This window comes from Sphingomonas sp. SDUR79 (assembly GCF_056821745.1).
The window spans coordinates 638,078-652,977 of sequence record NZ_JBPDIN010000001.1; the positions used below are offsets into that span (position 1 = coordinate 638,078).

The following is a 14,900-nucleotide window of genomic DNA, read 5'->3' on the forward strand; positions in this document are numbered from 1 at the left end:
CCCTCCCGCAAGCGGGAGGGGAGAAAGGAACAAGATGACCGACTACAACACCATCCTCGTCGAACAGCGTGGCGCCGTCACGCTGGTGACGCTCAACCGCCCGCAGGCGCTGAACGCGCTCAACAGCGAAGTGTTGTCCGACCTGCTCGCCGCCTTCGCCGCGTTCGATGCCGACCCGTCACAGGGCTGCGCGGTGCTGACCGGCAGCGAAAAGGCGTTCGCAGCCGGAGCCGACATCAAGGAGATGCAGGCGCAGGGCTTTGCCGACATGTACGGCCACAATTTCTTCGCCGGCTGGGATCAGTTCACCCGCACGCGCAAGCCGATCATCGCCGCCGTGTCGGGCTTTGCGCTCGGCGGCGGGTGCGAACTGGCGATGATGTGCGACTTCATCCTCGCGGCGGACACGGCCAAGTTCGGCCAGCCCGAGATTAAGCTGGCGGTCGCGCCCGGCATGGGCGGATCGCAGCGCCTGACCCGCGCGGTGGGCAAGGCCAAGGCGATGGAGATGTGCCTGACCGGCCGCATGATGGGCGCCGAAGAGGCGGAGCGCGCTGGCCTCGTCAGCCGCATCGTCCCCGCCGCCGAACTGCTGGACGAAGCGCTCAAGACCGCGGCGACGATCGCGTCGATGGCCCCGCTGGCGGTGCTGGCGAACAAGGAAATGGTCAACGCCGCGTTCGAAACGGGCCTGGCGCAGGGCGTCCAGTTCGAACGCCGCCTGTTCCACGGCCTGTTCGGGAGTGCTGACCAAACGGAAGGCATGGCGGCGTTCGTCGAGAAGCGTCCGGGGAACTGGACGGGTAAATAAGTCCCCCTCCCGCTCGCGGGAGGGGTTAGGGGAGGGCCTGTCCCTCTTATTCAAAGACACCGCTCGCGGAAGACAGGCCCTCCCCCGGCCCCTCCCGCAAGCGGGAGGGGAGAGTGATGATGGCCCGCGTAGGATTTATCGGTCTTGGCAATATGGGCGGCGGGATGGCCGCGAACCTGGCGAGGGCGGGGCATGACGTCCGCGCCTATGACCTGAGCGAAGAGGCGCTCGCGCGCGCCAAGGCCGCCGGATGCCTGCCCGTCGCCAGCGCGGCAGAGGCGGCGCAGGGGGCCGAGGCGGTGATCACCATGTTGCCCGCGGGCAGGCATGTCGAACAGGTCTATGCCGACAGTGTGTTCGGCGCGGCGGATACCGGGGCGATCCTGATCGACTGTTCGACGATTGACGTGGACACCGCGCGCCGCGTCGCCGATGCGGCGGCGACCAAGGGGCTGATGGCGGTCGACGCGCCCGTCTCCGGCGGGATCGCGGCGGCGGCGGGCGGCACGCTCACCTTCATGGTCGGCGGCAGCGATGCGGCGTTCGAGCGCGCCGAGCTGTTCCTGTCCGACATGGGCAAGGCGGTGATCCATGCCGGCGGCAATGGCGCGGGGCAGGCGGCGAAGATTTGCAACAACATGCTGCTCGGCGCGACGATGGTCGCGACGTGCGAGGCGTTCCTGCTCGCGCGCAAGCTCGGGCTCGATCCGCAGACCTTCTACGACATCAGCTCGGTGTCGTCGGGGCAGAGCTGGTCGATGACCAGCTATGCGCCCTTGCCCGGCGTCGGCCCCAAATCGCCCGCCGACAATGACTATCAGGGCGGCTTCGCGGTCGGGCTGATGCTCAAGGATCTGAAGCTGGCGATGGAGGCGGCGGAGACGGTCCACGCCAACACGCCGATGGGCGCGCGCGCCGCCGAACTCTATGGCAAGTTCGCGGATGAGGGCCATGCGGGCATGGACTTTTCCGGCATCATCAAGATGCTGGAGGCGCGCGGGGCCTGACGCTTCACTGCGTCAGGCGGATCAGCGTCGCCGAATTGTAGAAGACGCCGTTGACCTGGAACGTCATGCCCGACGCATCCTGGGCGACTTCCTTGACCAGGCCGCGCGCGGAAATCGACACCGGCACGCTCGCGCCGGTCGTGTCCTTGGCCGAAATCTCGAGCTTATAAGCGCCGTCGGGCGCGCGGGTGCCATTGTCGAGCGTGCCGTCCCACACCAGCTCGCCCTCCGACCCGGTCAGGTTGATCGTGTGGACCGTCGCGCCCGACGCGTTCTTGATCGTCGCGACGACCGTTTCGGCCGGGCGGCTGGTGGCATAGGTCCATTGCGCCGGGCTGGTCGCAGTAAGGCCTGCCTGATCGCTGCCAAAGCTCGCGACCTTGCCCACCACCGATGCCGCGCCGACCAGATTGTCGGAGGTCAGCGCGGTCAGGATCGACTTGAGCGACGCGTTCTGCTGGATCGACTGTTCGACCTGCGAGAACTGGACGAGCTGCTGGGTATACTCCGACGTGTCCATCGGATCGAGCGGGTCCTGGTTCTGCATCTGCGTGGTCAGCAGGCGCAGGAACATCGTCGCGTCGGTGGCGAGCTTGCCCAGCGCGTTGGTCGAATTGGTGTCGGTCGCGGTAGTGGCGGCGGAGGTGGCGGTGACGGCCATGATCGGCTCCTTCAGGCGACGAGATCGACCCGGCCCGCGCTGCGGACCTGGACGGGGGAGGGGGTGGACTGAGCGTTGGCGGCATCGCCGTCGTTCAGATAAGCACGGCTGGCGACGCGGCGGCCCTGCTGGGCCTGCTGGTCGCTCTGGCCAAAGCCACGGCTGTCGAAGCGCAGGCTCTGATCGTCGGCGCGGAAGCCGGCATCGTTGAGCGCGCGGGTGAGGTTATCGGAATCGCGGCGCAACAGGTCGAGCGTGGCGGGCTGATCGGCGGTGACCTCGGCACTCAGCTGCCGTGCCTCGTCCATCCGCAACCGCACCTCGATCTTGCCCAGTTCGGCCGGGTCGAGCCGGATCACGAGCACCTCGCCCGAACCGCTGTCGGCATGGCGGATGATGGCGACGCCGACATCCTCACCAAGTGCACTGGCGCGGGCGCGGGGTTCGGTCGCGGCGGGATCACCCGTCTGCGTCGTGCTCTGAGGAGCGGCGGCTGCGAGCGGGTCGAAGGCGGGGAGCGGGGCTGCCGCAGCCTGTGCTGCTGCCGGGGCGGGAGCGGCGGGCTGCGGAGTCGGCTGGCGGTTGCCGTCGCGGTTCATCGCGTCGCCGCCCGTGTCGCTGGTGGTCTGCAGCGTATCGGTGTCGGCATCGCTCTTGGTGGCAAGGAGGGTATCGAATGCACCATCATCGGCGGGCGCGTCGCTGGCGATGTCAACCGGGGCAGGTTCGACCGCACGAAGCGCGACGGGTGCCGCAGCCGCAGTCTGCGCTTCGACCGTCGCGGGAGCCGGTGCCGACGTGGCGGGTTCGACGATGATCGGCGCTATCGGCGTGGCGTGGGCCGTTGTCATGGCGGGTGCCTGTGCCTCGGTCGGGTTCTGATCTGTCGGCGTCTCGGGCGGTGTCGTTCCGTCCTCGACCGGGGCTGGAGTTACCGGAGCCGGTTCGACTGCAGGCGGCGCGTCGGCGGCGGGCGCCACTGCGACCGGTTCAACTGCAAGCGGCGCGGTTTCGACCGCCGCTTCCGGCACCGGGTCGATGATCGGTTTGCGCGGCCCATCGATCACCGCGACGCTGCCGTCTTCCGGTGTCGGGATCGCCTTGGGCTGAACCGGCGTCGGGATGGCAGCTTTGCGCACGGGCTCGACGGTCGTTGCGGTGCCGCCCTGTGGGCCGACCACAGGGGCGGGTTCCGCCGGCTTCTCCACCGGGGTGACCGGCGCGTCGGTCCCGGTCGGAGGCGCTGGCAGAGCAGCCTTGTCGGGGCGGTCCACGGTGGTGACCGTGCCGTCAACGCCAGCCGTAGGCGGCGCGGGCTTTGCGATCGCGGTCGGTGCGGTCGGCGCATCCGTGATCGGCGTCTGTGGCAATTCGGGGACCGAGGCTGTGTCCGGTGTTTGTGGCACGACCGCCAAGGCGGCCTTGTCCGGCCCGTCGACGACCGTCACGCTCCCACCCTCGGGTGAGGGACCCGGTGCAGTTGCTTTGACGATCGGAGCGGGGGGCACGGGCGTTTCGCCGGTGCTTTCGGCAACTGGCGCAGGCTCGGGCACCACCGGCTTCGGCTCAATGACCGGCATGACCGGCACCGCCAGCGGATCGGTAACTGCCAGCGTTTCGGGAAGCGCGACTTCGGCGGGCTCGATGACACCAGCATCGGTCAGTCCCACCAGCCGCAGCGTGGCCAGCGGCAGCACGGCAATCCCCTTGTCCAGACGCTCCTGCGACATGGGAGTCGCTAGCGGTGCCAGCATGGTGGCAAAGCCAGGCTCCGCCACCGGCCCCATTACATTCGTCGGAGTCGGCCCGCCACCCGTGGTCACGGCAGCGGAAAAGGGCAGGAGGTTCGGCACCATAGGGCTTTCATAGAGGTGCGGCGTGCCGTCCGGTCGCATCGCTTAACCAATCGTGCCGAGCGCGCGCACCCGGGCGCGGGCGTGGATTTCGTTCTGCGACAGGACGACGGTCGCCGGGCGTACCCGCTCGATCACGCTGCGCACGAATGGGCGGATCGTGGGATTGGTGAGCAGGCACGGGATTTCGCCGCTGTTCGCCATCCGGTCATAGGTGTCGCGGACCGCGCCAATGAAGCCCTGCAGCTGCGACGGCGGCATGGCGAGGTGGCGATCGTCGCCCTGGCCCATGATATTCTCGGCAAAAGCCGCGTCCCATTCCGGGGAGAGGGTGACGATCGGGATCGCCCCCTCGCGCGACTGGGTGGCGGAGATCTGCCGGGCGAGGCGCGCGCGGACATGTTCGGTGATCTGGGTCAGGTTGGTGGTGATCGGCGCGGCCTCGGCGATCCCCTCCAGGATCGTCGGCACGTCGCGGATCGACACGCCTTCGCCGAGCAGATTCTGCAGGATGCGCTGCACACCCGAGATCGAGATACGCGACGGAATGATCTCCGCCACCAGCTTGGACGAGTCGGTGTGCACCTCGTTCAACAGCTTCTGTACCTCGGTATAGCTCAGCATGTCGGCGATATTGTCCTTGACCAGTTCGGTCAGGTGCGTGGTGATGATCGTGCCGGCATCGACCACGGTCAGGCCACGGAAGCCCGCTTCCTCGCGCAGCTCGCGGTCGATCCACAGGGCGGGCAGGTTGAACACCGGCTCGCGCGTCGGTTCGCCTGGGATGCCCGCCGGACCGTCGCCGGGATTGATGACAAGCAGGCGGTCGAGCCGGATGTCGCCGCGCGCTGCCTCGGTTTCCTTGATGTAGATGACATACTGGTTCGCCTGCAGCCCCATATTGTCGATAATGCGGACCGAAGGGAGGACGAACCCGTACTCGGTCGCCATCTGGCGGCGCAGCGCGCGGACCTGATCGTCGAGGCGCGGTTCGCGCGCGGCGTCGTTGATGATCGGAAGCAGGCCATAGCCAATCTCGATCCGCACCGCGTCGATCGCCAGCGTGCGCGAGATCGGTTCCTCGACCGTGGCAGCGGCCTCGGCTTCTTCGACCTGCGCGATGCGTTCGGCGAGGGCGGCGCGTTCCTTGGTCCGCTTGGCGAGATACCAGCCGGCATAGCCTGTGCCTGCCGCGAACATCGCAAACGGCAGGAACGGCAGGCCGGGCATCAGGGCGAGGGCGCCGAGCAGTACGGCAGACATGCCGAACGCCTGCGGATAGCGACCCAGCTGCTCGCCCAGTGCCGTGCCGGTCTTCCCCGCCTGCGTGCCCTTCGACACCATCAGGCCAGCGGCGATCGAAATGACCAGCGCCGGAACCTGGCTGACCAGCCCTTCGCCGACGGTCAGCAGCGTGTAACTGTGAAACGCTTCGCCGAACGGCACGCCATGGACGGCGACGCCGATGATCAGGCCGACGATCACATTGATCGCGGTGATCAGCAGAGCGGCGATCGCGTCGCCCTTCACGAATTTGGACGCACCGTCCATCGCGCCGAAGAAGCCGCTTTCGGCCTCCACTTCCTGGCGACGCGCGCGGGCCTGTTCCTCGGTGATCATGCCGGCCGACAGATCGGCGTCGATCGCCATCTGCTTGCCGGGCATCGCGTCGAGACTGAAGCGCGCGGCGACTTCTGCAATGCGGCCCGCGCCCTTGGTGATGACGACGAAGTTGATGACGATCAGGATCGCGAAGATGGTGATGCCGATCACCGGCTCGCCGCCGATCAGAAACTCGCCGAACGCCGCGATCACGCCGCCGGCGGCATGCGCGCCCTCATGCCCATGCGCCAGGATCAGGCGGGTCGAGGCGATGTTGAGGCCCAGCCGCAGCATCGTCGCGATCAGCAGGATCGTCGGGAATGCCGACAGCTGCAGCGGCTTTTCGATGAACAACGCCGTCATCAGGATCATGACCGACAGGGTGATCGACAGGACCAGGCCCAGGTCGAGCATCCAGCCGGGCATCGGCAGCACGAGCGTGCCGATGATCGCCAGCACGCCGACCGCCAGCGCGATGTCGCGGCCATTGCCCAGACGCGAAAGAAAGCTGTTGAGTCCGTTCATCGAATGAGTTCCACGTCAGGTTGCCGGGACGACCGCAATGCCCGCCTCGACAAAGGCCTTGAGCTTGTTGCGCATCGTGCGGACCGAAATGCCCAGGATCTGGGAGGCAGAGGTGCGGTTGCCCTGACACCGCTCGAGCGTCTGCAGGATCAGCTGGCGCTCGACCTCCTCCACCGTCTGACCGACGAGCGAGGCGATGACCGGCTTGCCCGCGGTCGGTGCGGGCGGCGCGAGCCGCGATCCGTCCGCCAGCACGATTGCTTCCGGACCGATATAGCCGTCGGGCGACAACAGCACCGCGCGGTGCATCGCGTCCTGCAGCTCGGCGACATTGCCCGGCCAGTCATGGCTGGTCAGCAAGGTTTCGGTCGCCGGGTCGATCAGCGGGCTGGGCAGGCACTGCATCGCCGCAAAGCGCGCGGCAAAGGTCGCCGCCAGCAGGCGGATGTCACCGCCGCGCGCGCGCAGCGGCGGCAGCGCGACGGTCGCCAGCGCAAAGCGGGCGAGCAGGTCGCCGCGAAACTGCCCGGCATCGACCATCGCGGCGAGATCGCGGCGCGTGCTGGCGATGACATTGGGCGCGCCCGGTGCCGCCATCGCCTTGAGCACGTCAAGCTGGAGCGCGGCGGGCAGGCGATCCATGTCGCGCAGGAACAATGTGCCCCCGCTGGCGGTGGCGAATGCGCCACGACGGCTGGCCAGCGCGCCCTCAAACGCGCCCGCTGCGTGGCCGAACAGCTCCGAATGCAACACTTCCGGCGCGACGCCAGTGCATTCGACCGTCACGAAGCCCGAGCGGCCCGACGCGGCATGGGTGGCGTGTGCGACGCGCTCCTTGCCGGTGCCACGCTCGCCGCTGATCAGGATCGGGGCGTGCGCCGGGGCCATCGCGCGGGCAAAGTCCAGCGCGCGCAGCCAGGCAGGGTCTTCGCCAACCATCGGCGCGAAATCGGCCTGCGCCATTTGCGCGATCGCGGCCGCGATTAGTTCGCGATCGGGGGGCAGGGGGATATAATCGCGCGCACCGGCGCGGATCGCGGCCACTGCGCGTTCGGCAGGAGCGTCGATGCCACAGGCGAGCACCGGCACGGCAAAGCGCTCGGTGATCAGCGCGCGCATGAAGCCGGGAACGTCGCTGTCGACATCGATCATCACCAATCCCGCGCCGCGCTCGCGCAGATGCTCAAGCGCTTCGGACGGCGTCTCGGCGATCGTCACCTCGGCGCCCAGGCTCTGCGCCATGCGCGCAGCCTCGCCAAAGGGGCCGCTGCTGGCGCCGACGATCATCAGGCGAAGCTGCATGTTCAGCCTTCCTGACGGACGATTTCGGTGAGCGTGACGCCGAGCGCATGGTCGACCAGCATCACTTCGCCGCGCGCCACCAGCCGGTTGTTGACATAGACATCGACCGGCTCACCGACGCGACGATCGAGTTCGAGCACCATGCCCGACTTCATCCGGATCAGCTCGCCAACCGGCACACGCGCGCGGCCGAGCACGGCCTGGACGCGGACCGGCACCTCGCTGACCGCGGACAGCGACCCGGCGGGGCCGGTATCGGCGACGGGGGCGTCGGTGGCGAATTCCTCGAAAGACGGGGGTGCCTCGCTCTCGATCATCGCGCCGCTTTCGTGGCTCTCGATCGGTTCGCCGGGTTCGGACATCGGGGTCTCCATCATGCGTTCATCCACTGGCGGATCACGGCGGTCGCCTCGGGCGCGTTGCTGGCGACCATGTCGCCGATCTTGCGCAGGTGCGACGCCTTGATCTGGCCATCGACATTGTTGAGCTGGACATCATGGTCGAGCAGGGGGACGTCGGGACGATTGCCCTGCATCGCTTCCAGTTGCTTGAGCGCCTCCGGGTCGCCTTCGGCGGCCTGCTGGGCGATCGCCAGCATGTCGGCATTCTGATCGCTGGGCAGCATCGGCGGGCCGGCCTCGCCCTCGGCCTCCTTGTTCGCGCGCGAGCGGAGCATGCGCAGCACGATCAGACCGATGACACCGACCAGCAAAATCTTGAGCAGTCCCACCACCTGATCGGAGGTGAAGAAGCTGTACCAGGCGGCCTGCGCATCGGCGGGTTCGGCCGGGGTGGCAAAGGCGAGGCTTTCGACCACCACGCTGTCGCCGCGCTCGGTATCGATGCCGACGGCATTCTCGACCAGCCGGGTCAGCTGTTGCTTGCGCGCTTCGGGCAGGCCCTGCGCGCCACCGTCGACCGTGACCGCGACCGACAGCCGGGTCAGCTTGCCAGGTTCGCGCGTCACGACGCTGCGGGTCGCGCTGTTGGCATAGGTCACGTCTTCCGACGTTTCCTTGCGCGCCTGTTGCCGCGTGTCGCCGCCATTGGCCCCGACCGGCTGCTGCTGCGCTTCGGGCAGCTGGTTGCCCACGGTCGCGGCCTGTTCGCCGCTGTTCTCGTTGGTCTGGTCGTCGCTTTCGACCGTCACCTGGCGCGCAATGACCTGCTTGTCGGGGTCGTAGACGTTCGATTCCTCGCGCGTCGCGTCGCGGTCGATCTGCGCCGCCACTTCGGCGCGGACCTTGCCCTGACCGACAATCGGTTCGAGCAGCGCGACAATCTCCTCGCGCATCTTTGCTTCGATCTGCGACTGGCGTTCGTCGATGCTGCCGCCCCCCGCCGCGCCCTGTTCCCCGGCCCGGGCGAGCAGGGCGCCCGACTGGTCGACAATCGACACCGATTCCGGCGAGAGCTCAGGCACTGCAGAGGAGACGAGGTAGCGGATCGCCTGGATCGTCTCGGCGGGCAGGCGGCCCTTGGTCTTGACGGTGACCGATGCGGTAGCCGGGCGGGCCTCCGCAGCGAACATCGCGCGCTCGGGCATCACGATATGCACGCGCGCGCCCGAGACGGCGTCGAGGCTCTGGATCGAGCGGACCAGCTCGCCTTCGATCGCGCGGGTTTCGTTCATCTTGGCGCGGCTGGCGGACACGCCGAAGGGCTGTTCCTCGTCGAGCACGTCATAGCCGATCTTGCCGCCAAGTTTCTCACCGGCCATCGCCATGCGCAGCTCAGCCAGCTTGTCGACCGGAGCCATGACGGCGGTGCCGTCGGCGGACAGTTCGAACGGCACGTTCTGCGACTTGAGCTTTTCCGAGATGGCGGCCGCCGCCGACGGGTCGAGGTCGGTGTAGAGGAACCCCATGGTGGTGTTCTCGCCGCGCAGTGCGACCATCGCCAGCGCCGCCATGATCAATGCCGCGACGCCGCCCATGATGATGAGCCGTTTGGCCCCCAATTGTGCGATCAGCCCTTTAACCTGCTCCAAGCGGCACCCTATCAACCAGCCGGAACTGCCTGTTCCTCAGGTCAATTATAGATGGCGGCGGCGCGGCAGGTTTTGCCGGTGGGAAAAAATTGCCGAGTGGATTTCTGCGGCACCGGCCCGCTGGATCGCAAACAAAAGCGCCCCCGGACGGGGGAAGTCCGGGGGCGCCGATTGCGGCGGTGGCCGGGCAGGGGAGCCGAGCCGTCCGACACGCTATTGATAGAGGATCAGTCGGCTGGACCGTCGCCAACCGGAAAAAGATTGTTGAGTTCGCGCAGCACCGCGTCCTCGCGCATGGCGCGGTCCAGCGTCAGGCCGCCTTCGTCCCACTCGATCCGCGCATCGCCGCTGGCCAGTGAGGGGTCATGGGTGACATGCAGGTTCAGGCGGCGGCGGTCATTGGCTTGCCGCGCGGCGATCCGTTCCTCGATCTGCTCGGCCATATCGGGGTGGATGCGCACCACCAGTTCGGTGCCGCGCGCCACCTGCGCCAGTGCCCGCCCGATCGCATCGTCGATCGCCTGAGCGGGCGAAGCGAGCAGCGGATGGCCGGCCAGATGCTGCGCCACCGCGAGCACCAGTTCGGCCGCTTCGCGCGCGGTGTCGGCGCGGAAGTCTGCGCGTTCTTCGACCATGCCCTCGACCCCGGCTTGAAGCGCATCCATGGCCGCGAGCAGGGCATTGTCGCGATCCGACCGGGCGGCATCGAGCCCGGCCTGAAACGCATCGGCGCGCGCACGGGCAAGCTCTTCATTCTGCATCTTGCGCAGATGCGTCAGTTCATCCTCGAGCGCCTCGATCTTGATGACGAGCGAGATCGTGTCCTCGTGCTCGACGGTGCGGTTCGCTTCGCGCGCAGTGAACACGCGGTCAAAGCCGAACGGCTTGGTGCTGAACGATAGGTCCATCGGCCGTCCCCTAGATGATCATCGTTTCGTCGCTCTTGGGATCGACCAGCACGATCTCCCCCATATCAGCGAGGTTCTTGGCCAGGCGGACCAGGGCGGATTGTGCCTCTTCGCAATCGCGCGCGCGCACCGGGCCCATCGAGGCCATATCCTCGCGCAGCAGCTTGGCCGAGCGTTCGGTCATCGTGGAGAAGAACAGCGAGCGGATATTCTCCGGCGCGCCCTTCAGCGCCAGCGCCATCTGGCGTTTGTCGGCCTGACGGACGATCACCGCGATCGATGCCGGGAGCAGGCCGCCGAGATCTTCGAAGGTGAACATGAGCGAGCGGATGCGGTCGGCGGCGTCGGGCGAGCGGGCGTCGAGCGCGGACAGCATGCTTTCTTCGGTCGAGCGGTCCATGGCGTTGAAGATTTCGGCCATCGCCTCGTGCGGATCGCGGCGCTGGGCGCGGGCGAAATTGGCCATGAACTCGGTTCTCAGCGTCGCTTCGACCTGTGCCAGCACCTCTTTCTGCACGGTTTCCATGCGCAGCATCCGCTGCACCACATCGACCGCGATGTCGCGGGGCAGCGCGCCGAGGACGCGTGCGGCATGGTCGGACCTGAGTTTGGACAGGATCACGGCAATTGTCTGGGGATATTCGTTGCGCAGATATCCTGCCAACACGCCTTCGTTGACGTTGGACAGCTTGTCCCACATCGTCCGGCCCGACGGACCGCGGATATCCTCCATGATCTCCTTGACGCGATCGGCGTCGAGCACGCTGTTGAGCAGCCGCTCGGTCGTCTCGTAAGAGCCATGGCACGAGCTCATCGAAGACATTTCGACCTGGAACTGGTTGAGCAAATATTCGATCAGGGTCGACGGGATTCGCCCGAGCTGCGACATGCTCTGCGACAGCTCCTTGACCTCGTCGATCGACAGCTGCTCCCAGATCGGGGCACCATGCTCTTGGCCCAGCGCGAGCATCAGCGCCGCAGCACGCTCCCGCTGGTTCAGCCGCTTAAATTCTGGCGGTTCCGCGACCGGAGTCATCATCATCGTCTAGTTCCCCTGCATTTATTCGTGGTTAACCCGTCGGTTTCGCGCACGACCCCTCTATTATGGACTCGAAAGGGGGTTTCCGGTCGCGTGAGGACAGGAACATGAACATCAATTCGGGATTGGCGGGACTGACCCTGCTGGGTGCCGATACGAGCTGGTATTCGACCTCGGGCGCGGGCCTGACGGTGGAAAGCAAGGCCGTGCGCGAGGCCAAGGCTCAGTTCACCCTGCCCGAAACCACACCCCCCTGGCGTGAGGCCGGATCCACCGGATCGATCTCGACCCAGATCGCCACGATCCGCCGCCTCGCCACCATCATCGACAAGCCGCTGACCGGCGTGCGCGCGCTGCCGACCGACGTGCAGTCGGCGTTCACGACTTGGAAAGCGCTCGATCGCCTCAATATTCTGGCGACGACCGCGGCCAAGCCCGGCCTGTCGGCCACCGAACGCGGGCAGCTCGCCTCTACCTTCGCCAAGGGTCTCGCCGACCTCCAGACCTATATGGGCACCGCTCCGTCGGACAAGCTGGAGCTTTCCTTCGGGCAGCCGGTGCGCCGCGCCGAGAGCACGGTCGTCGCGCCGGGCACCGGCGGGCTGACGGTCAGCGTGTCGGGCAAAGGCGTTGTCGCCAAGCGCGATGAAGTGCTCTCGCAAATGTCGGGGACCGAACGGTTCCGGGTCACGCTGGAACGCGGCAGCAGCGTCGATACGGTCGTGATCGATCTCGGCTCGCTGCCCGAGCCACCGACGCTCGACAGCGTGGCGAACCTGGTCAATCAGGCGATCGCCAATATCCCGATGCGCGATGCAGGCGGCAACATCGTGCTCAACACCGACGGCACACCCGCGCCCAAGTGGAAAGTGACGTTCGAGCCCAAAAAGACCGAAGAAGATGGCTGGGCGATGGGCATCAACCGCCAGGGCCTGGAAAGCGTGTCGATCGATCAGGTCGACGCCCCCGACGCGCTGATCGTCGCGACCGGGCGCACCGGCCTCGAAACGCCGACCGCCGCGCGGGTGCTGCGCATCGACGATCCCGAAGCGGCGATGACCAACAAGACGCTGGCGACGATCGAGGCGAAGGACCGGCTGACGACCAAGGCGGTGGCGACCACCACCGACGCGGTCGCAACCGACGCCGATGGATTTGCCTATGTCGTCGGAACGGCGTCAGGCGATCTCGATGAGCTCCGCGCCGCGGGCACGCAGGACCTTTATCTCACCAAGATGGACAGCGTCGGCAATGTCGTGTGGCAACGCGCCCTGGGTGCCGCCGACAGCGCGTCGGGTGCTGCCGTGACCGTTGCCGAGAATGGCGACATCGTCGTTGCCGGGACGGTGTCGGGCAGTTTCGACGGGGCCAGCGCGGACGCCGACATGCTCGTCGCCCGCTATGGAAACAATGGCGACGAGATGTTCGCCAGCCGCATCCGCTCAGCCGGAGAGGATCGCGCCACCAGCATCGCCATCGCCGATGACGGCGCCATTCTGGTTGGCGGGCGCGCGGGGCAGGGCGGGGGTGACGCATTCGTCGCCCGGCTCAGCGGCACGGGAGCGGTGACACAGCGGGTCAAGCTGCCCGGCGCGGGCGATGAAAGCATCACCGCCATGGCGATGACCGCCGATGGTCGCCTCGCCGCGCTGACCAAGGAAGGCGCGACATCGAAACTGCGCTTCCTCGATCCGGCCAGCCCCGGGACGGTGCTCGATACGATCGACCTCGGCACTGCCGATGCACGCGCGATCGCCATGGCGCCCGACGGATCGATCGCCATCGGCGGAACCACGCTTTCGGCGCTGTCGGGAACCCAGGTCAACGGCATCACGGGCGGCCGTGACGGGTTCGTCGCGCGGCTCGCGGCGGACGGTGCCGGTATGGCGGTTACCTATCTCGGCACCGGCGGCAATGAACAGGTCGACAGCCTCGCGTTCAGCAACGGGAAGCTCTATGTCGGCGGTCGCACGACGGGCGACTTTGGCGGGACGCGCAGCGGTCCCACCGATGGCTTCGTCGCTCGGATCGATCCGGCCAGCGGCGGCGTCGAGAAGGTCACGCAATTTGGGCAGCCGACCCTGCGCACCGAGCCGGTGCGCGTCGCCGCGTCGGACGGCGGGTCGAGCAAGGTCGACGCGCTCGGCCTTGGTCGCGGCGTTGCGACGCCGGAAGGCTCGCTGCGCCTGACCACCGGGTCGAGCCTGCGCGAGGGCGACAGCTTCCAGATGCGCGTCGCCGGCGGCGTGGTCCGCACGATCACGATCGCAAAGGAAGAGACGCTCGCCAGCCTGGCTGACAAGGTACGCAAGATCACTGGATCGAAAGCGCTGGTGACCACGCCCAAGAAGGACGATGGCGCGATGCTGCGCGTGGCACCTAAGGCGGGGATCGACATCGAGTTCGTCGCCGGTCCGGCCGGGCGCGATGCACTGGAAAAGCTCGGCCTGCCAGCCGCGCGCGTGTCCGGCATGGACCCGATCGACAAGGATGCACCGCGCGTCCGTCCGGGCGGCAGCTTCGGTCTCGGCCTCAACCCCGGCCTGTCGATCGCGGACCAGAAGTCGGCGACTGCCGCGCTCGCCAAGCTCAAATCCGCGCTGTCTGTGTCTCAAACCGGCTATCGATCGCTCTATTGGGACGATGGCAAACAGGCACTGGTCGAAGGCGCACGCAAGGGCGGGAACACCGCGCGCGAACAGGCGCAGATGGCGAATTACCAGGCAGCGCTCAGCCGCCTCGCCTCCGGCCCTTCGACTTCCATAGGGTTCTGATAGCATGACTGATCTGATCGGCGGGATTGCCCGCAACATGAAGCATCTCTCGGAACGCCAGCGCGTGCTTTCGGAGAATATCGCCAACAGCGAAACGCCAGGGTTCAAGGCGCGCGACGTGCGCGCGCCCGACTTCAGCGACCTTATCAACACCGGCAACAGCAGCGCATCGATCGCGCGGCCGCGGGTTCAGCTGACCGGCAGCATGGCCGCACTCGGCGCGCGCGCGCCGATCTCGGCGGGCAGCGTGATGCTCGACGCCAATACCAGCGAGACCAAGCCCGACGGCAATAATGTCACGCTAGAAGATCAGCTGCTCAAGATGGGCCAGATCCAGGCGGACTTCGCCGCGATGACCAGCCTCTATCGCAAGAGCCAGGGGCTGATGCAGTCGGCGCTCGGCCGCAAGGGCGGCGGCTGACGCGACG

Annotated in this window: 12 protein-coding genes; 4 read left to right on the forward strand and 8 right to left on the reverse strand. The window is 67.3% G+C overall.

From position 1 onward, the window contains the following. The first annotated feature begins 34 nt into the window (after positions 1-34). Positions 35-811, forward strand: coding sequence for an enoyl-CoA hydratase (locus tag ACRYLO_RS02960; protein WP_482658793.1), 777 nt, complete (start codon positions 35-37; stop codon positions 809-811). Between the two features lie 119 nt (positions 812-930). Then, on the forward strand, positions 931-1,818 hold the full coding sequence (gene mmsB, locus ACRYLO_RS02965; protein WP_482658794.1) for a 3-hydroxyisobutyrate dehydrogenase: 888 nt from the start codon (positions 931-933) through the stop codon (positions 1,816-1,818). A 4-nt stretch (positions 1,819-1,822) separates the two neighbouring features. Here mmsB and ACRYLO_RS02970 read toward each other — a convergent pair whose 3' ends face one another. The 8 genes from ACRYLO_RS02970 to ACRYLO_RS03005 all read right to left on the reverse strand — a co-directional run bounded on the left by ACRYLO_RS02970 (position 1,823) and on the right by ACRYLO_RS03005 (position 11,701). After that, entirely contained in the window at positions 1,823-2,479 is a 657-nt protein-coding gene (locus tag ACRYLO_RS02970) for a flagellar hook assembly protein FlgD (RefSeq protein WP_482658795.1), read from the reverse strand. Positions 2,480-2,490: 11 nt separating this feature from the next. Further along, positions 2,491-4,335, reverse strand: a complete 1,845-nt coding sequence (locus tag ACRYLO_RS02975) for a flagellar hook-length control protein FliK (RefSeq protein WP_482658796.1) — start codon at positions 4,333-4,335, stop codon at positions 2,491-2,493. 42 nt (positions 4,336-4,377) lie between these two features. Continuing rightward, positions 4,378-6,459, reverse strand: coding sequence for a flagellar biosynthesis protein FlhA (flhA, locus tag ACRYLO_RS02980; RefSeq protein ID WP_482658797.1), 2,082 nt, complete (start codon positions 6,457-6,459; stop codon positions 4,378-4,380). A gap of 15 nt (positions 6,460-6,474) precedes the next feature. Next, a complete protein-coding gene (locus ACRYLO_RS02985) occupies positions 6,475-7,761 on the reverse strand; it encodes a sigma-54-dependent transcriptional regulator (protein ID WP_482658798.1) in 1,287 nt (428 codons plus the stop codon). Positions 7,762-7,763: 2 nt separating this feature from the next. Then, positions 7,764-8,078 carry a flagellar motor switch protein FliN gene (gene fliN, locus ACRYLO_RS02990; RefSeq protein WP_482661662.1) on the reverse strand — a complete coding sequence of 105 codons (315 nt, stop codon included), beginning with the start codon at positions 8,076-8,078 and terminating at the stop codon, positions 7,764-7,766. 56 nt (positions 8,079-8,134) lie between these two features. After that, complete coding sequence (gene fliF, locus ACRYLO_RS02995) at positions 8,135-9,751, reverse strand: flagellar basal-body MS-ring/collar protein FliF (RefSeq protein ID WP_482658799.1); 1,617 nt, start codon at positions 9,749-9,751, stop codon at positions 8,135-8,137. Positions 9,752-9,978: 227 nt separating this feature from the next. After that, complete coding sequence (locus tag ACRYLO_RS03000; protein ID WP_482658800.1) at positions 9,979-10,659, reverse strand: FliH/SctL family protein; 681 nt, start codon at positions 10,657-10,659, stop codon at positions 9,979-9,981. 10 nt (positions 10,660-10,669) lie between these two features. After that, on the reverse strand, positions 10,670-11,701 hold the full coding sequence (locus tag ACRYLO_RS03005) for a flagellar motor switch protein FliG (RefSeq protein ID WP_482658801.1): 1,032 nt from the start codon (positions 11,699-11,701) through the stop codon (positions 10,670-10,672). Between the two features lie 104 nt (positions 11,702-11,805). Here ACRYLO_RS03005 and ACRYLO_RS03010 point away from each other — a divergent pair, with 104 nt between their 5' ends. Next, positions 11,806-14,472: an NHL repeat-containing protein gene (locus ACRYLO_RS03010; RefSeq protein ID WP_482658802.1), complete on the forward strand. Its 2,667-nt coding sequence runs from the start codon at positions 11,806-11,808 to the stop codon at positions 14,470-14,472. Between the two features lie 4 nt (positions 14,473-14,476). Next, entirely contained in the window at positions 14,477-14,893 is a 417-nt protein-coding gene (locus ACRYLO_RS03015; RefSeq protein ID WP_482658803.1) for a flagellar basal body protein, read from the forward strand. The last annotated feature ends 7 nt before the right edge of the window (positions 14,894-14,900 follow it).